This window comes from Haladaptatus sp. SPP-AMP-3 (assembly GCF_049568665.1).
GTDB classification, from domain to species: Archaea; Halobacteriota; Halobacteria; order Halobacteriales; family Haladaptataceae; genus Haladaptatus; species Haladaptatus paucihalophilus.
The window spans coordinates 320,154-338,975 of the sequence record NZ_CP145902.1; the positions used below are offsets into that span (position 1 = coordinate 320,154).

The 18,822-nt window shown below is 53.8% G+C and carries 16 protein-coding genes and 1 tRNA gene; 12 read left to right on the plus strand and 5 right to left on the minus strand.

What is annotated here, in order from left to right; translation table 11 throughout:
• Positions 1-13: 13 nt before the first annotated feature.
• The gene (locus tag V5735_RS24390; protein WP_423747333.1) at positions 14-829 is read right to left on the minus strand and encodes a hypothetical protein; all 816 of its coding nucleotides are present in this window, start codon (positions 827-829) and stop codon (positions 14-16) included.
• A gap of 149 nt (positions 830-978) precedes the next feature.
• On the opposite strand from V5735_RS24390, the gene V5735_RS24395 reads away from it, so the two are divergent.
• Positions 979-1,052, plus strand: a tRNA-Thr gene (locus V5735_RS24395).
• A 796-nt stretch (positions 1,053-1,848) separates the two neighbouring features.
• On the opposite strand, the gene V5735_RS24400 is transcribed toward V5735_RS24395, so the two are convergent.
• Entirely contained in the window at positions 1,849-2,139 is a 291-nt protein-coding gene (locus V5735_RS24400; protein ID WP_423747585.1) for an SWIM zinc finger family protein, read from the minus strand.
• Positions 2,140-2,769: 630 nt separating this feature from the next.
• On the opposite strand from V5735_RS24400, the gene V5735_RS24405 reads away from it, so the two are divergent.
• Complete coding sequence (locus V5735_RS24405; RefSeq protein ID WP_423747334.1) at positions 2,770-3,000, plus strand: hypothetical protein; 231 nt, start codon at positions 2,770-2,772, stop codon at positions 2,998-3,000.
• 1 nt (position 3,001) lies between these two features.
• On the opposite strand, the gene V5735_RS24410 is transcribed toward V5735_RS24405, so the two are convergent.
• Entirely contained in the window at positions 3,002-4,150 is a 1,149-nt protein-coding gene (locus V5735_RS24410) for an LEA type 2 family protein (protein WP_423747335.1), read from the minus strand.
• A gap of 104 nt (positions 4,151-4,254) precedes the next feature.
• Here V5735_RS24410 and V5735_RS24415 point away from each other — a divergent pair, with 104 nt between their 5' ends.
• From V5735_RS24415 to V5735_RS24430, 4 genes are all read left to right on the plus strand, one after another.
• Positions 4,255-5,985 (plus strand): alkaline phosphatase D family protein, encoded by a 1,731-nt coding sequence (locus V5735_RS24415; protein ID WP_423747336.1) that lies wholly within the window; start codon positions 4,255-4,257, stop codon positions 5,983-5,985.
• A gap of 118 nt (positions 5,986-6,103) precedes the next feature.
• Positions 6,104-7,003, plus strand: coding sequence for a lamin tail domain-containing protein (locus V5735_RS24420; RefSeq protein WP_423747337.1), 900 nt, complete (start codon positions 6,104-6,106; stop codon positions 7,001-7,003).
• Positions 7,004-7,426: 423 nt separating this feature from the next.
• Entirely contained in the window at positions 7,427-8,506 is a 1,080-nt protein-coding gene (locus tag V5735_RS24425) for a TrmB family transcriptional regulator (RefSeq protein ID WP_423747338.1), read from the plus strand.
• Between the two features lie 257 nt (positions 8,507-8,763).
• On the plus strand, positions 8,764-10,098 hold the full coding sequence (locus tag V5735_RS24430) for a glycoside hydrolase family 68 protein (RefSeq protein ID WP_423747339.1): 1,335 nt from the start codon (positions 8,764-8,766) through the stop codon (positions 10,096-10,098).
• Between the two features lie 592 nt (positions 10,099-10,690).
• Here the strand turns inward: V5735_RS24430 and V5735_RS24435 are convergent.
• Together V5735_RS24435 and V5735_RS24440 are read right to left on the minus strand one after the other, a co-directional pair.
• Entirely contained in the window at positions 10,691-11,911 is a 1,221-nt protein-coding gene (locus tag V5735_RS24435) for a Tm-1-like ATP-binding domain-containing protein (protein WP_423747340.1), read from the minus strand.
• Position 11,912: 1 nt separating this feature from the next.
• Entirely contained in the window at positions 11,913-12,746 is an 834-nt protein-coding gene (locus tag V5735_RS24440) for a phosphoenolpyruvate hydrolase family protein (protein ID WP_423747341.1), read from the minus strand.
• A 183-nt stretch (positions 12,747-12,929) separates the two neighbouring features.
• Here V5735_RS24440 and V5735_RS24445 point away from each other — a divergent pair, with 183 nt between their 5' ends.
• From V5735_RS24445 to V5735_RS24470, 6 genes are all read left to right on the plus strand, one after another.
• Entirely contained in the window at positions 12,930-13,343 is a 414-nt protein-coding gene (locus V5735_RS24445) for a cupin domain-containing protein (protein WP_423747342.1), read from the plus strand.
• Between the two features lie 284 nt (positions 13,344-13,627).
• Complete coding sequence (locus tag V5735_RS24450) at positions 13,628-13,873, plus strand: hypothetical protein (RefSeq protein WP_423747343.1); 246 nt, start codon at positions 13,628-13,630, stop codon at positions 13,871-13,873.
• A gap of 116 nt (positions 13,874-13,989) precedes the next feature.
• Positions 13,990-14,964 (plus strand): transcription initiation factor IIB, encoded by a 975-nt coding sequence (locus V5735_RS24455; protein WP_423747344.1) that lies wholly within the window; start codon positions 13,990-13,992, stop codon positions 14,962-14,964.
• Positions 14,965-15,174: 210 nt separating this feature from the next.
• On the plus strand, positions 15,175-16,374 hold the full coding sequence (locus tag V5735_RS24460; protein ID WP_423747345.1) for an MFS transporter: 1,200 nt from the start codon (positions 15,175-15,177) through the stop codon (positions 16,372-16,374).
• Positions 16,375-16,669: 295 nt separating this feature from the next.
• Complete coding sequence (locus V5735_RS24465; protein ID WP_423747346.1) at positions 16,670-16,864, plus strand: hypothetical protein; 195 nt, start codon at positions 16,670-16,672, stop codon at positions 16,862-16,864.
• 144 nt (positions 16,865-17,008) lie between these two features.
• Complete coding sequence (locus tag V5735_RS24470; protein ID WP_423747347.1) at positions 17,009-18,820, plus strand: ABC transporter substrate-binding protein; 1,812 nt, start codon at positions 17,009-17,011, stop codon at positions 18,818-18,820.
• Positions 18,821-18,822: the final 2 nt, after the last annotated feature.

An 18,822-nucleotide genomic window follows, 5' to 3' on the forward strand; every position in this document is an offset into this window, starting at 1 on the left:
AGAAATCTTTGTTCTAATTTTCGTTTACATACTTCTGAAGTGACTGGACAACCGAGTCAGAATTTGGAATCGATGCGAGTCGGCATCGAAATGGCAGTGGCCACGGTAATCCCCGATGAAGCGTGAGAACATCCCCATCGCATTCGACCGAACGTAGCTGATCGCGTGGAATAAACCGGTTGTTGAGTGTGCCACTCCGCTTTACCAGAAGGCCGCTCTTAACCAAGGTGTAGTGCTTGGCTTTTCCTATGACAATTGCATTGCCCAAGAGAACGCCTCCGATCGAGGGGAACAAACCTTGAATTGGTTCTATCGGGATGTGGAGTATGAATCCGCTCACAAGGAAGATGAGACCGCCCACGATCGATAATAGTCGAACGAAACGGAGATACGAGGTATCTGGTCGCCCAAACCACTCAATGAGAACTTCTTCATGACGGCGGAGGACCACAGCATAGTAGTTCATCGTTGTGACATAGAGGAAGAATCCAGCAATTGTGAGAAGTAGAGCTTCGGCGATCCAATTCTGTAGTACGGTCGAATCTGGACCCATGCTAAATGCGGTAACACCTTCGCTGATCAGATACACAAAGAATGGTCCGATCGAGAGTATGAGATAGAGACGAGTGCGAACAAGCGATTCAGCGAGATCGTCTCGAACAACTGCAAGAGCAATACCAAACAAGAAGCCGAGGCATGCTGTAATGAGTGAAATGGGTGAAAAGTAGTGAGTGCTCGTGAGGAGCGCAACGACCACTGTTGCAAGAATGCTAGTATAAATCCCACACGCGAGATCAAAGAGAGTGCGCTGTACCGGACGTTGGAGCATTATTTGAAAGTCTTTTCTATTTGATCAAAGTTCTTGTGTGTCAACTAGTTACGTGATATACCAGTTGGAAGGAGGACATAGAATCAATTACGGTAGCGAGAGATAAGGAAAGGAGAAAGCCTTTGTTGGGTGCGTTTTGATATCGGAGTGCCTTGGTAGCTCAGGCTGGCAGAGCAACTCCTTTGTAAGGAGTCGGTCGAGAGTTCAAATCTCTCCCGAGGCTTTTCAACGAGTTTTGGTTGGCTATAGTAGGTGAGAAGTTTCACTATGGGTGTCTGAAGTTAGTATTGGCTACTAACCAAACTCCATCTGAATTCCGATGCAAACACGATAGAAATGACTCGGACAAGAAGCAATACTTCCCAATAATCTTCCTCGTGTCTAATTCTCTATCGCGGAGATTGTCCATTGCTCTCCTCACAAATCACCCACCAGTTCGGCGAAGTGAACCCTTTACAGTACTGTGAGGTGTCGAACGTATCCGTCCATCGGGTTAACGTTGTGCCGTGATCTGCGTCGCCGAATTCGTAGTACTACCAAGAAGTTTTGTTGCAACCTTATTACTCCGAAATTGCTTTGAGTAGAATCGGCAAGAAACAGCTCTGCGGCGTGATCGTTACTACACACAAATTATTTCTGAATGAGACGTTTATCCAAAAATATCGATGGTAAGCCATGAAAATTGGAAAACAATCGCCTTTGTCGTCGTAGCCCTCCCCGTAGCGTACGCAGTCGAATTCTTACTGAAATCAAACGGCATCGCTCAAAATACGGCCTTTATGATCTCGTTTTTCGTACTGCTTGTTGTTGGCGGTGGTCTCCCAAGACTTGCAACACACAGTGGATGACCCCAGTCACGCACTGTCTGTACTTGACGACATCAAGTAAGACGGTCTTCGTCGTCTGAATTACGTCGTATTTGTTAGTCGTGCATCCGCGCTTTCGGTGAGCGTTCGCTGGTCGGTAATATCTGTGAATGTCAATTGGCGTGCCATGGATAAAAAGAGCTGAAGCGGTGGTTAGTTCGGCAGTTCTTTTCGTCCCGTTCGCACGCATGGCCAGCACGGGAAGCCACCGAGACCGTCACAATCGCAGTCTTCCGGTTCGGCGTCGTCGTCGCCCCCCGAGGGGAAGGCATTGAGCGTCCCGTCGTCAGTCACGTTCTCGACGGCGGCCATGTGTTTGCAAAAGGCGTTCCGATGGACGTGGTGCGGACAGGTGCAGGCTATCAGTTCGTTGGTCACATCGTCGATGGAGACAGTGTACTGGTGGGCTTCGGGGTTCTCGTGGGTATCGGTGGTGACTTCAATGAGTTCGTCTCACTGCTCCATGTTGCACTAAGCAGAACTAAGAGAGTCTGGCAAGCGTATCGAATTTATGTATTTTCGTTTTCGGTTTAATGGAGCAGAGCATCAACTTCATACTTATTAGAGTGGAAGTAGTCGCCAAGCGCCCAGTCCTTATTCCATTTTCATACTATCTATAAAATTGTTCAACGAGATTATAATTCCATACCTTTTAGCCCCCAATAAGATTGCAATAACGATTATCGTGCTCACGGCAAAAGGGTACTTTCAGCCAGATTCTTGGCTATTAAGACGGTCGTTCAAACTGTCTCATCCGATTTTATGGGTCGTCCTCGCACGTGCCGGATACTCATTCCGCTTACGAATGCTACCGTTCCAATTATAATAGTATACGACCCGGGAGAGAGCAGCAACGAATTGATTGCACTTACTATTGTTGGATCCCTACCTAGAGGTGCATCTGAGAGTGCAAAAGATAAAGCAAATGGAATTAATCCTGATGCCGCGAGGTACCAGCTTAGAAAGATTCCTGATTAAAATAAGCACAAAAAAGTAACGATAACGAGTGATTGGAAATAATGAGTACTAGAAATCCATTGTGCATCGGGAGAATACATAAGTATTGAAAAGAGGATGGCAAACCGTGCCCGCCAATCGGTTTCGACGATGGACGAACACATCCGCGCTATCAATGGTCTCCTTCGCAATCTCGATTCACGCCGTTCCCAGCAACTTCGACTCGATGTCGATTCGCTGTCGCGGTCGGCGGACTACGGGGGGGAACATTACTTAAGCGGCACTGCAGAAGGCTACTCCTCGGCCCTGAAATCCCGCGACCACTCGACGACTCCTCCCGGACGATGAATCACGGTCGTTTCCCGGAATCACCACACGTGGTTGCCGTGGGTTGATCGTCCTCGAGAACCGAGGTTTGCATACGGCAGTGATACGTCACGTTGTCGTTCGGAGTGCGAACCGTCTCTCCGGTTCCGTGTGGGTCCAGCACGAGGTGTGCTCGTACATCGATGTCGGACCGTTCGCCGCGTCGTACGTGTGACCGAAACCAATCGTCGACTCGATCGTTGTTCATCGTGATTGCGAAGGTAACGGTACGGGTTTCGCCGGGACGGATGAGCGATGTCGCATTCACTGTCTCCGGTGACAGGGCCCCGTTCCCGGTGTGGAACAGCTCGATGTCGTTCATCGCGAGAGACATTCTAAGTCCCGTTGAGTCGACGGCGAGCGGAACCGTATCGCTCGGATTATGAATCCGATAGTGTATCAGTAGCGTCGTTCGTTTCGCATCGATTCGTCCCCATGTCGCTCGCGCATCTTTGACCTTTGCACCGACGACGACCTGTCGATGGGAAATAGGACTCCGGCGACTAGTGACGTACCGTCCCTCCGTTCGTTCGACGACGCGTGTAATCGAATCGAGGATCGGCGTTCGATCTTCGAATTGCGTGTCCGATTTCGTCGTCCCGTACGTCCAGTTCACAATCGGCGTAGTGATGCGAACCTGACCGTTTACCGTCGCGTCGAGAGTTTCGTTACCGCTGAGAAAGCGTACCCACCACGCAGCGAGTCGGTCGGTATGAATGTACGTCGTTTGTGTTTGTGACGTGTTTCCGCGTGGGAGGTCGATACGATCTCGAGAGCCTTCCGCGATAGAAACCCCGTTGAGAGTGAGGGAATAGCGGGTGTGAAGAAATTCGCCCGTTGTGAGGTCGATTGGGTAGGGGTTGTCCGTCCAGAAGGTCGTAATGACCTCGACGCGGTGGTCGGTGACGGTTCCCCAGTCGCCGTAATCCTGAATTCCGGCGTTCGGTGTCGGAACCGACTGTCCTCCGATTACAAAGTAGCCACTTGCCGTGAGAATCAACACGGCCAGCAGCAGATTGGATAGTGTGTCTCTCTTTCGTACCATTCGAAATCGGGGTCTTTCGAGGAACAACCCACCCTCGACTTTCAGCGTGTTCGACGTCTTTCCGTGTCGAACGGTTCGGGCCTGCATATGTGACCGTTTATATTTCGACGAAATACCGGAAAATATGGCTCTAAATCACTATATATAATATTTCCATTAAATATATATCTACGGTGTAATTGAATCAAATTATGGAATCCGATAATGATTCTGGGAGTGAGGAAATCAACCGTCGTGGATTCTTCCGTAGCGTCGCTGGAACAACCGCCGCCGGAGGGCTATCTAGCCTCCTTGCAAAGCGAACGATTGCTCAGCCGACGACTGCGAACGTAAATCGATCCGAAGAGGTCTTTTCGTACGACCCGACCGCGGACCCGGATACGACGTTCCCACAGTCGATCATGAGTGGCGGGCCGACCGACTCGGGAGCGATCATCTGGACTCGAATCGCCAAAACGGCATATCGGGAACAGCAATCCGTCGGCATTCAGGTAGCCCGTCGTTCGACCTTCGACGATCCGGTTTTCGAGGGAACGGTCGAACCGACGGCGGTTTCCACAGAGCGGGATTACACAGTCAAGGTCGATTTGGACGGCGAACTCGACGCAGACAGTTTCTATTACTACCGATTCATTTACGGCGGGGTAGCCAGTCGAACCGGCCGCCTACGGACGTTGCCGACCACCGAGCAACACGTCGAAGACCTCTCGTTTGCGGTCGTCACCTGCCAAGATTACCAAAACGGCTACTACGGTGCGTTCGAACACATCGCCAACGAACCCGTCGACTACATCGTACACCTCGGCGATTTCATCTACGAATCCTCCGATGGAGCGTACGTCTCTCCCACGGAGGGTATCAAGGAGGGGCGCGATTTCGACCTTCCGAGCGGTGCCAGCCTCGCCGAATCCTTGGACGACTTTCGCTTCCTCTATAAGACATACAAATCCGATTCGCTCCTCCAATCAGCTCTCGAACGACACACCCTCATCGCGGGGTGGGACGATCACGAAATCGGAAACAACCGATACTGGGATTACGCAACCGACGCTCCGGTCGTTCCCAACAAGGAAAACGGCTCGGACCCTTCGGCTGCCGTTCGGATCACCGCGAACGGGATCCAAGCGTGGATCGAGCATATGCCGATGCGTGTCGAGTACGACCCATCGAAGGACGACCTTCACGAACAGCTCAAACTGTGGCGACGGTTCGAGTTCGGCGACCTCGTGGACCTCGTTCTTACCGACGAGCGCCTCTTTCGTGATGGTCCCCCCTGCGAAAACCGAACGGTCACCTGCACCAACGAAGATGATCCGGATCGGACGATGCTGGGTTCCGAACAGAAATCGTGGTTCACAGAGGTCCTCTCCGAATCATCGGCACGGTGGACGACGTGGGCGAATGAAGTACTCACGATGCCGTTGACTGCCGGAGAAACGTGGTATCAAGTCGAATTTCTTCACGACTCGTGGGACGGCTTCCAAGCCGAGCGCGCAGAGCTGATGAGTGCCGTCGACGATACAGGTCTCAAGAATTTCATCACGCTCACCGGGGACCTCCACTGCTCGATGGCCGGCTATCAGCATGCAGGCTACGGGGATGTTTCGTGGAATATGGATACCGTCGGTATCGAGTTCATGACACCATCGGTTACGAGCGTGAACGCGGCCGATGTCGTGGACTTTCCCAGCGACTGGGACGAAGAGGCGTTGGCCGCGATAGCGAAAGAGGAAAACGACCACCTCGAATATGTGAATTGGCACAAACACGGTTATTCGGTCGTCGAATTTTCCGAAGAGGAGTGTACTTACACTGTCTATGAAGTCGATAAAGAGGAAGATTCAGCTGAAGCTGAGAGAGATATGTTAGTACAGTATCGGGTTCCAGACGGGGAACTCTCACTTGAGTTACTGTCGAAGTGAACAGAATATCCACCGGTGAACTCCCATCCCGACCGAGTTCAGTGCGGATATATTCTCCTATTTATTCCACTAGTAGACAAATACAAATTTATTTAAAAAGAGGTATTAATTCATAATTGTGGAAAATAGCACTAAAGATGGGCTCGCTGTAGTATTGCTATCGACATTACTCGTCTGTGGCGTAACAGTCGCAATCATCGTCACACCGGCCACCGCTGAGATAAGCGGTAGCCAACAAGTGACGGTAACGAACGTCGTCGATGGCGATACCCTCGACGTCCAATATGAAAACGGAACCACCGATACCGTTCGATTGTTGGGCGTCGATACCCCAGAAACGTACGGTAAAAATACGCCCGATGAGTGGGAAGGCGTTCCAAATACACAGGCTGGAAAGGATTGTCTCCACTCGGAGGGGGAGGACGCGAAGGCGTTCATGAAAAACAACCTCGAAGGCAAACGGATAACGCTCAAATTCGATTCCGAATCGGACCACCGAGGTTACTATGGTCGTCTTCTCGCCTACGTGTACTACGGTGGTGAGGATTACAACTACAAACTCATCGAGAGTGGCCAAGCCCGGGTATACGACGCGGCATTCTCCAAGAGTAGTTCCTACTACAGTGCCGAATCGTCGGCCCAGAACACCGAACAGAATGCGTGGACCTGTCGAAATGTTGGTAGCGGTGGTGCGTCTGTGAGTATTTCCCAGATTCACGAGGATGCAGCGGGGAACGACAACGATAATCTGAACGACGAATACGTCGTTTTCGAAAATACTGGTTCCACATCGATCGATCTCTCCGGGTGGACCGTTACGGACGAATCGGGGAAGACGTACACGTTCTCAAGTCTGACGCTCAGTCCAGGCCAGACGGTAACGCTTCATTCGGGGAGCGGGTCAGACACGAGTAGCGATGTCTTCTGGGGCCGCTCGACTGCCGTGTGGAACAACGGCGGTGACACCGTTTCGGTTTCCGATGGCAGTGGGGCATCAGTAGCCACGAAAGTGTACTAGCACACCGTTCCGTTTTGTACAAACCACCTATTACATTATTTTCCTCCGAACTAGCCGCTAAACGACGCAAACTGGACTCAGTATACTGCCCTAACTCCCGTTCAATATCCGATTCTCGACACCCCAGCGGTGACGGTACACAGTAGGAGCAACAAGTCCGAGCAGCGTCAAGCCATGTGATAACTGCACATAACTAAGCAAAAGGAACGCCACATCGAGCAAACGGTGTAGGGTCGTTTGAGATTGCAAACTCACGGTACCGATTGCAGTTCCATAGAGCAGCATCGTCGGAATTGTTGCGACTCCCAGAACGGCACGCGATTTCACAAGAGTTTGCACCAATAAAGATAAGGTCATTTACGCCCCAGACGACTTCACACGAATGAACAGCCAAATTATCTCTGAGTCCCAACTACCAGTATAATGTCTCGGAACGGTGCGCCAAACGACGCAATGCTTAGAGAAGAGCTAGGCGAGTTCGGATTCTCCGACAAGGAGATTGATGTCTACCTCACCCTCTTAGAGCTAGGTGAAGCAACCACAGGTACCATTTCGGACGACGCTAACGTCACACAGCAAGCAGTGTACACCATCACCGATCGGTTGGAAGACCGTGGCTTAGTTCGCGTTAACGATCACGCGTCGCCGAAGACAATTCGTGCCATACCGCCGGAAGAATCGATGACAACCCTCGCAAGTCGAATAGATTCGATCACACCGGTTCTCAAAGAGCGGTTTAACGACACAGAACCTCGGACTCCCGAACTGAAGATGGTAAAGTCTCAAAAAACCGCAATCAAACGACTGCGAGACGCCATCTCGAAAGCCCAAAGAGAAGTCATCGTTGCAATTCCGGAACAGATATACCCAGAAATAGAATCAGAGCTAAAAGATGCGATCGAGCGAGATCTCCTTGTCTTCCTTCTCATCCAAGACGTGGATAATCTTGAAGAAGCGCGAAATCGATATAGAGGTGCCGCGGATGTTGTTCGTTGTTGGAGCGAGAATGTCTTGTTTCTGTTTGCAACAGATACCCAGTCAAAAAGGCATCAGACAACACAGTCAGTTTTGATAGGCGATGCTCAATTATTGTCTGGAACTCACGATCGCGGCGACGGTGTCGCAGTCTCGGAACAACACTTAGCAGGCTCTGTTCGCGGAATGTTCTTTAGCGCCTATTGGCTGGCAGGGGAGGAAGTCTTCGTCACTGAACCAGATTCGCTCCCGAAAACGTTCGAGTGGTTTTGGCAGGCAGTTCTTCACGCACGGCTGCATCAAAAGTCGGGGATGGATCTCTGGGCGGACATCGAAACGACCGATGGACAGACAATCTCCGGGACAGTGAGCCAAATTCGCCAAGCACTCGTCGAACCACCGACTAACGAACACACATTGGAGACAAGTCTCTACATTGAGACCGATGCGGGCGAGGTCAGCGTTGGAGGGCAAAATACGATTTTAGAAGATTACGAAGCGACGTCGGTCATTCTTCGACCTAATTGATCGGTTGACTTGTTTACGGGATTAAATACTCTCCAAGTTGCTTCAAGTTCTCGGCGCGCTACGGATGTGTCGCACTTTACCAATATTTTTCATCCACTACCCACGTTAAACTGGAATATGATGACAAAAATAAAGAATTATATGGAGTGTTAAGATTTTAGTAAATTTGTTAGATAGCATTCGTAAGCATCGTTATCTCTATAATCAAAATTCTCGCCAGAAAATTATTCAAGTGTTAGTTTAAAGATTTGGTTGCGATGGTAAACGAGAACGACTCGCCGAAAACGAACCGACGAAATTTCATGAAAACAGCCGCTGGTCTTGGTGTCGCCAGTTTGAGTCTCTCATCAATGAGTGGCTCTGCAACTGCTGTTGAAACAGGCAGTACCGACCAATGGACACGCACAGAAGCAGAGCAAATCGAGCTAACTGATGCTACCACTGCACCGGTAATCAGCGACAATCCAAACTCGATTTCCGATCAATATTGGATCTGGGACACGTGGCCGCTTCGGACTCGTGATGGATCCATTGTGAAGATTGACGGGTGGCAAATCGTCTTCTCACTCACAGCACCCAACGACCTCGTCCCAGGTGCCCGTCACAATGCGGCGACCATCCGGTACTTCTACTCACGGAACGGTAAGAATTGGCAAGAGGGCGGGGAAGTATTCGATGCTCCACTTGGCCATCACCAATGGGCTGGCTCTGCGATGTATGATCGGACCGAAGAGCAGATTTATCACTTCTACACGGCTGTCAGTCCCGAACCGGAGTTCCGACAGCGGCCCGCAGTGGGCATCGGTGCTTCGATCGAAACGAATCCCAAGGGCATCGAACTGACTGGCGATCAAGAACACGCCATCATGGGTACGCCCGACGGAGAGATGTACCAGACTCTCGAACAGTCTCGGGAGCAAGGTATCGTCTATGCGTTCCGTGACCCGTGGTATTTCAAGCATCCAAAAACGGGCGAAGACCTTGTCGTGTTCGAGGCGAACACGCCAACTGGAAGTAAGGATCCAAGCGACCCGAAAAGTTTCAACGGTAACATCGGTGTCATGCGAGCGATGAATGACAAGTTGACCGAGTGGGAACTATTGCCGCCGGTGATGGAAGCGATCGGAACCAACCAGCAGCTTGAGCGTCCTCACTTCGTGTTTAACGACGGTAAGTGGTATCTGTTCACCATCAGTCATAAGTTCACATTTGCGCCCGGTCTGAGCGGTCCTGACGCTCTGTACGGGTTCGTGGGCGATTCACTGTATGATGACTACGAACCGCTCAACGATAGTGGACTAGTTATTGCAAATCCCGAAGAAGCACCGTTCCAAGCGTATTCGTGGCTTGCGATGCCCCACGGGGACAACATCTTGGTCGAAAGCTTCGAGAACTTCCGTGGGCTCGACAATACGTCCCGCGGTTCGATCAGCCTCGACGAGGTTGGTTACCTACCACCAGAAGAGCAAAAAGAACTCTTTGGGGGAACGCTTGCTCCCAGTCTGAAAATTCAACTCAACGGTACAGAGACGAAGATTGTCGCCGAACTCAACGACGGTCACTTCTTGCCGTCAGTCGGTCAATCGAGGTGAGGTCTTACTAGAATATCATCCCTCCCAGCGGAGGTAAAGACCGAGGTCATCGACGACCTCGACGATGCGTTGCTCGCCGCCGCCCGTTTCGACTAACGAGTGCTCCAGCAGTGAACGCCCGCGGTCGATAGCCACAGCCCTCTCACTCCGATTGCCGAGTCACGTCTCGATCCGTCTGCCGTCTCAAGTGACGAATACAAGCAACACGAGAGACGAAACCTGATTGTCGCCGCGTACCGAGGACTCCTGTCTATACCAAGCCCACCGTCCGGCGACTCGACAGGAGAGACATCGCTCGGCGAATCGTCGTCCAGCCGCGAAACCCAATTCTGCAGACTACCTCGCGCTCGATGCACGAGACACCCCTCGATGGGAGTGATATCACAATCGTCGGTCTTCTTCTCGTCCACACGCTTCCAGCAACTCCGTCCGGTCGATGGAACCGAAGACGGTGCTCACGGTGGACAACGACCCGAAGGCACACGAACCACGAATGGACACGACCCACTCGAAGAAATACGCCACTCCGGACGACAATGGGACGTCCGGTACTGCAACGGGTCTCCTACGAACTTCCAGAGAACATAGTTAGTTACTGACTGCTATCGGCCGCGCGCAGATACTCGTCGAGCTTTTCGGCGATTGCCGTCGCGAACCCCTCGTCGTTGATGGGGGCATCGACTTCGACCAACTCCACGTTCCCGTCGAGGTGTTCCCGCAGGGCGCCGAACAACTTCGAATCCGCCTCCGGGTCGTGGAAATCTTCTCCCTCGACGTCGATGAGCGAGACTCCGCCGAGCGGGAGAAACAGCGCGGTCGGTCCCGTGGACGCGTTCAGTTTCTTCGCGATGATTTCGCCGAGCTCGGCGTTTTCCTCGGGTGTCGTTCGCATCAACGTCACCTGTGGATTGTGAATGTGGAACGTCCGCCCCTCGAACGTCTCCGGGACGGAATCCCGCGGACCGAAGTTGACCATGTCGAGCGCACCCGGCGAGACGACTTGTGGAATTCCCATCTCCGCGGCCGCATCGAGCCGTGTTTCCCCGGCGCTCAGAACACCGCCGACGAGTTCGTCGGCCCATTCGGTCGTCGTAACGTCGAGCACGCCGTCGACGACGCCCTGTCTGACGAGTTGCTCCATCGCGCGGCCACCGGTTCCGGTCGCGTGGAAGACTATCGTCTCGTACCCCTTCGATTCCAGATACTCGCGTGCCGCATGCACGCAAGGAGTCGTCACCCCGAACATCGTGATGGCGACCGTCGGCTGTTCTGTGATTGAGATATCGGGTTCGTTGGCGACCATACCGACCATCGCGAGCGCCGCGTTGGAGATGACGCGGCGAGAGAGCTGATTGAGCCCTTCGATGTCGGCGACCGAGTACAGCATCATCACGTCTTTCGCGCCGACGTACGGTTCCGTGTCGCCGGAGGCCATCGTCGAGACCATCAGCTTCGGAACCCCGACGGGCAGTGCGCGCATCGCTGTAGTCGCGATAGAAGTGTTGCCTGACCCGCCGAGTCCCACGATACCTTCGAGAACGCCCTCGTCGTGAAGTCGAGACACGATGACGGCAGCGCCGTCGCCCATCGTCTCGATGGCGTTCCCACGGTCGGCTTCCTCTCGAAGTCGTTCGAGGCCGGTACCACCCGCCTCGACAACATCGTGTGCCGACGTCTCCGGTTCGACGTCGGGGTCGTTCATCACCCCAACGTCGATCAGGTGAACATCGATATCGTGGGCTTCGATGATTTCTCGGGCGAACTCCAGTTCTTCCCCTTTCGTGTCCAGCGTCCCGATGAGTACGACTGCCATGCTAGAACTCGATCTCTTTGAAGTCTCGGGCTTGGTTCTGAATCGCTTCTTCTGTCGGCAAGCGCTCGAGACTCGATGCACCGAAGAAGCCGACGACGCCGTCTGTATTGTTGAGCACGTACTCGGCGTCGTCCGGCCACGCTATCGGACCGCCGTGACAGATGACCACGACATCATCGTTGACCGCTTTTGCAGCGTCGTGATGGGCCTGCACACGTTCCGCGGCATCGTCCAAATCCAGCGCCGTCTCCGCACCGATATCGCCGGAGGTGGTGAGTCCCATGTGCGACACGATGACGTCGGCACCGACCTCGGTCATCTCGCGGGCGTGCTCTTCGGTGAACACGTACGGGCAGGTCAACATGTCCTGTTCGGCAGCCTCTTGGATCATGTCTACCTCCTTGTCGTAGCCCATCCCCGTTTCCTCGATGTTCTGCCGGAATTGACTACCTTCGTCGATAAGCCCAACCGTCGGGAAGTTTTGGACGCCCGAGAACCCACGACGTTTCAGATCTTCGATGAAGACATCCATTTGGCGGAACGGGTCGGTTCCGTTGACCCCTGCAAGGACCGGCGTGTCTTCGACGACCGGCAGGACTTCGTGTCCCATCTCGACGACGATTTCATTGGCGTCGCCGTACGGGAGCAATCCAGCGAGGGAGCCTCGACCGTTCATCCGGTACCGCCCCGAGTTGTAGATGATGAGCATATCGACGCCGCCTCGCTCCGCGAACTTCGCCGAAATACCGGTTCCCGCACCGGCTCCGATGATGGGTTCGCCGCTGGTTATCGTTTCTTCGAGTCGCGCGAGCGACTCCTCACGTGTGAATTTCATACGCCGCGCGCATCTACAGCGAGAAGGTTAATCAATATTCACAACGGAGTGATACTGATTCGGTACGAGTTACTCCCAGTCGGAGTTTTTCCGACTCGTCGCACCAGTGGGTCCGTCGGCCCGCTTTCCGACCGGTACCCGCGATACAACTATGATTGTGTACGCCGAGGGATGCGTGGGACAATGACAGACGAGAACTTCGTCAGCAGCGAAGACGTACCGACCCAGTTGTTCGATTGGGGAACGCTCAAATGGATGGCCACACCCGACGTCAACGGCTCCGAGCGATTCAGCGCCGGTGCCGTCCAGCTAGCGCCCGGAAAGGGCCACGAGTTACATACACATCCAGATAGCGATGAAATACTGTACGTCATCAGCGGGGAAGGAGAACAGACTATCGAGGACGAAACGCGCGAGGTCGGACCCGGCGAAATGATATTCGTCCCTGCTGGAACCGAGCACGGAACGATAAACACCGGCTGGCAACCGCTCCAATTACTGGCAGTGTACTCACCACCCGGTCCAGAAGATGTCTTGGCCGATCTCCCGGAATGCGAAATCGTGCCTGCTGGAGAGATACCAAGTCGGGACAGCTAACACCCTCGATTGCCCGCTGCCGTTTTCACCCCTCGAACAGGTGCATCGAGAACGGTCGCTTGGACACCACTACTTAGGGAACCGATTAACAACCGTCGGGTCGAGGATGTACGTCAACGTTTCGCGGGACATGCGTTTCTCGTCGGCGATGTTCTTTAGCGAACTGCCGACAATGATGTTATTGGCGTAGTCGTCGAAGTTCCAGAGGATGCCGAGCAACTACCCCGCGACGCCAACTTTCCGATAGGAGTCGATTCGCCGGGTAACGAACTACATAATGGCCAGTGTCTACCCAACCACCAGATGAGCGCGATTCCATCTCCCAACAGGAGCGTAAAGACGAGGATTTTCGCGGTGAATATACTCTTGCCGATGGAGGAGACTATCCAATCGAACGTCTGCGCAATGCCTACGTTCCCGCTTTAGATGATTCCATCCGTCCAAACGCCGATGAACAACAACAACAACAACAACAACATCGCCCGGCGCATGAGACAGCAATTCTCGAGACGATACCAGGCCGTTCATGAGTAGTGGTTTTCCTGGTCTACCGACCCCATTCCTACTTTGTGAAAATCATCGACCCAACTATTGTGTATGCCAATCACTCTCACAGAGAGACCGAAGATGCGAAAGGACTCGTACAATGGAACAAGGAACACGATCCCCTGACCAGCAAACTGAACATCACGTAACTCGTGGAAAACAGAGCGTCGATATCGGCACTCACGAATGCCCTGAATGTGAAGCCCAGATATCGGTCTCGGACGATGCAGTCGAGATAGTCTGTGATGACTGTGGACTGGTCGTCTCCGATAGCCGCATCGACCGCGGTCCTGAGTGGCGTTCGTTTTCTACCGAGGAGAACCAGCAACGCAGTCGCGTTGGTGCGCCCATGACGCGTCAACTCCATGATAAGGGATTGAGTGCAACGATTAGCCGGCAGAACGTGGATGCGTACGGGAATACTCTCGCGAGTCGAAAGCGGCGGAAAATGAAGCGGCTTCGTGCATGGGACGAACGGTACCGCTCAAAATCGAATCAAGAACGGAATCTCAAGCACGCACTGGGGGAGATATCCCGCATGGCAGCAGCCCTCGATATCGCGAAAGCAGATACCGAAACTGCTAGCGTGATTTATCGACGCGCGCTCGAAGACGACTTGCTCCCCGGACGATCGATCGAGGGGATGGCAACCGCGAGCCTCTATGCCGCGGCCCGACAGGGGGATGTCCCACTCAGTCTCGATGATTTTGCGGACGTTAGTCGAGTCGAACGGCGCCGCATTCAACGAGCGTATCGCTACCTCACCAGCGAGCTAAAGATCGGAATCGCACCGACCGATCCGACGCAATTTGTTCCACGTTTTGCCTCCGAACTCGATTTGAGCGACGAATCAGAGCGGCAGGCTCGTGGCCTACTTGCTGCCGCAAAGTGTCACAACATACATTGCGGAAAGAGTCCAGTCGCACTCGCGGCTGCAGCAGTGTACGCGGCCGCAACGCTCAGCAATGAATCGGTAACACAGGAGTCGGTCGGGACAGTTGCCCACGTTGCCCCGGTGACTATCAGGAAACGATATACGGAGCTTTTAGACGTGTACGAGGACGGAGCACGGTAGAGCATTTTCTGCTCGCGTCCCGATTCGTTGGTCCAATAGCAAAGCAACGTCGTAGACGATCGATTTGAGTCAAGAAGGTTCGAATTCGAACCGCTTGGAGCCTTACCACCGTTCCGACGCCTGTTTATGTGGCGATTTTTTGGATGAAATGCTCGAAAATCACGCCCTACGCGACATAATATATTTCCGGCGATGCGTTCTGCCCAGCATATGGAAACGGTCGGCGACGACGAGAGGAAACTGGAATTCAACAGCCGTCGCTGGTGGACACTAGCGATTTTCGCATTTATCGCGCTTGAAGGGGCCACGTTGCAGATGCGAGGGGCCATTATCCCCATCTTGCGGAACGACTTCGGTACCTCTCAATGGCAACTGGGCCTCGTCGCACCGGCGGGGACGATCGGATTTTTGGTTTTCGTCGCCACCGTCGGTGTGGTTGCTGGCCGGTACGATACACGAACGCTCCTATTGCTCGGAATCGCCGGTACTGGCGTCGGCGTCTTTGTGATGGGGCTCATCCCGTCGTTTGGGTTCTTTCTGGTCGCCTTAGTCCTTCGTGGGTCGTTCAGAGGTATCGGACGTGGTAATGATAGACCACTATTGAGCCATTTGTACCCCCACCGACGCGGTCAGCTGTTCGGTTACTACGATATGATGTGGGCCATCGGAGCGACGCTTGGACCACTTGCCGTGACTGCCGCGGTCTGGGTTGGCAACTGGCGATTCGCGTACTATGCGCTCGGTGCGTCGTTTCTCCCGGTCGTCATACTCATCTGGAACCTCCCGAAGCCATCCGTCGACGGTGGCGATGACCCACTGACGATGGCGGGATTGCGTCGAATCAGTCGCAATCCTGCGGTGCTGGTGATGGCAGCCGGTATCCTGTTCTCGACCGGTGTCGAAGGGGGATTATTCACGTGGCTCACGACGTACGCCGAAGGGAGGCTCCCTGCGTCGCTGGTAACCGTCTCACTGAGCGTGTTGCTAGTTGCCTATATTCCTGGGCGGTTCGTCGCGGGGTCGCTTGCGGAGCGCTTCGGTTACATTCCACTGACCTTTGGCCTAGGAAACCTTTGTTTGCTCTCTGCCGTATATACGTTCGTAGTGGCGTCAGGGCTCACCGTACTGGGCGGCGTCTTCTGTCTCGGACTCTCCCTCTCTGGGCTGTATCCCACGTTAATGGCGTACGCGACGGATAGCACGCCTGAACATAGTGCCCCAGTCAACGCCATCGGTCTCGTCGTCTCCTCGTGCGGCATCGCCGGCGTTCCCGCGGCGATGGGGTTCGTTATGGGTAACATCGGTGTCGCTTGGACCATGCGACTCCTATTCATCCCCCTCACTGGCTTACTAGTCGTCACCGCCATAGCGTGGTCGCGTAGTGGAGAGATCGCTCACGTGCATGCGTAACCGAAAATTACTACCACTCGGAATCGCGTTCGATCCTTAAAATGCTAGCTAGCGGAAAGTATAAAATTAATTTAGTTACATAAAATATAATTAATATCGATATAGTGGTTTGTGGAAGGAAACAAAACAGTTACACAGTTAGTAGCACCGGAACGGTCCGCCTGTCCGGATTTGTCACCTTATATAGATTATATCAATTAGCTGTTTAGTCTGGGAATGAAAAAGGGGAGATTGAGTTAGTCTTTCCAGCATTGGTCGGCGGAACACTCTTTAGTGTGGCTCTCAGCGACTCTGTATGCGTCAGAACGTTCTTTCCATCCTGTTCGCACTCGATTCCACACTCTTGGTACTCTTACTCATCTCCTTTCAGTTCGTTCAAACCGGAACGAGCGAGTACGCGATTCTACAGGTGTCACTCGGTGTTATTTTCATCACGTTCGTTGGCCTTATCATTGCGGCTCGCCGGGGATTGACGCTGCTCGAACCCTGACTCCACGGATTCGTGACTCGTTCCCGCAGGTGCAGTAAAACATTCTCACTGGTTATATTATTTGTCAGTCAAGTTATTTATTGACCCCCTACACCAAAATTATCATGAAAAATACATATGTATAGAGAGGGGCATTGACAGTCCATGCCCAACCAAGACACGGGCCGCAGACAGAGAGACCGACGAAACACGCGCCGACGCTTCCTCCAATCGGTAGGAGCGGCGGGAACAGTCGCCGTCGCCGGTTGCGCGGGGTCGAACAAGGATGCTGCAAACAACGGACAGACTTCCGCGGACTCCGATGACGGAGCCACAGGCAAAGACGGTGATTCGAAACAGATTGAGATGACCAACCGGACGTTCGTGACGTCGACGACGAACGTGCCAAAGGACATGCAGTTCAACCCGTACGGCCAGAAATACCCCGACCGGGCGGCGCTTGCCCTGTTCGAGAACTTCATCTACGTCAACGAGGCGACGAGCAAGTTCATGCCGGGCGTCCTCGAATCGTGGGACATCGGCGACAAGTCAGTGACGCTCTCCGTGCGCGATGGATTTCACTGGCACAGCGGCGACGCCGTCACCGCCGAGGACGTTGCGTTCAAGCTCAAACTCGAGATTCAGAACGGGGCCGCGGTCGGCAACATCGTCGCTCCCGAGGACGTCAACGTCGTCGACGACTCGACAGTCGAACTTGGACTCCAACGACCAGTCGCAGACGAGGTGTTCCTCTATTCGTTGAAACCTATCGCCCTCGACACGCCGCGTGCGGAGTTCCAGGAGTTTCTAGACGCGTACGAGTCTGACGGTGAAGCCCCTGGGCTCGCAGAGAAGACGCTCGATGAACCGAACGGAACGGGACCGTTCAAGTTCGTCCACGCGCGGAACCAGGAACTCGTCGCGGAACGGTTCGCGGACCATCCCGACGCGGATAAAATCAACTTTCAGCAATTTCGGTGGAACTACCTCCAATCGAATCAGAAGCAGTGGCAGGCACTGAGTACTGACAGCGTCGATGGCCTCGACAACATCTTCACACCGAAGAACATCTCCCAGTCCTACGGTGACCACATTCGCGAGATTCAGATGCCCGCCAACTGGGGGATGGGCATCATGTTCAACCACGAGCACAAACACTACGGCCAGCAGAAAGTCAAGCAGGCCATCCAGTACGTCATCGACCGCGAGCAACTTGCTCAAACCGCGGGCGAGAAAATGCACGTCCCGGTCGAGATACCGTGTGGCCTCCCGGGCAACTTCGACGGCAGTTACAAGGAGTGGCTCGGTGACTCGCTGTCGGGGTTCAACGCCTACGAAACGAACACTAACAAAGCCGCCAAACTCCTCAAAGAAGCGGGCTTTTCGAAACAGGGAGGAACGTGGGTCGACGGCAGTGGCAAGACACTGAAGTTCCCGTACAAGATCCCGGCCGGATGGAACGACTGGACGGCGGGTGGGCAGTCCATCGTGCAGGACCTGAACGACTTCGGTATCAAGGCGTCGCTCAATCCGAGCCAGTCCTACTGGGACGACATCTACGGCAATCAAAAGTATACCGTCGCCGGGCTCGGCTGGGCCGACGGGAAGCTCTACCCGTATTTCTCGCTCAACAAGCTGCTCAACGGCACCCGCTCGCGGGACATCCTGAACTTCCCGCGCTCCGCCGACGTACCTCCGATCGGTAAGCCGAACGGCGAGACGCGAACGGTCGACTTCGAAGCCGAATTGCAGGAACTCGCCGGATTGACCGGTGAGGAGGCGAAACAGAAGACCCAGGAACTCGCGTGGGTCGTCAACCAGCATCTCCCGATGGCGCCGCTGATGGAGAAGATCGACCAATCGTGGGTCACGACCGACGACTGGAACACCGTCACGCAGGATGACGAGGACGCTATCGTCGACTACCCGCAGTACTACCTGCCCCGGGAGGGCAAGCTGACAGCTAAGTCGGAGTAATC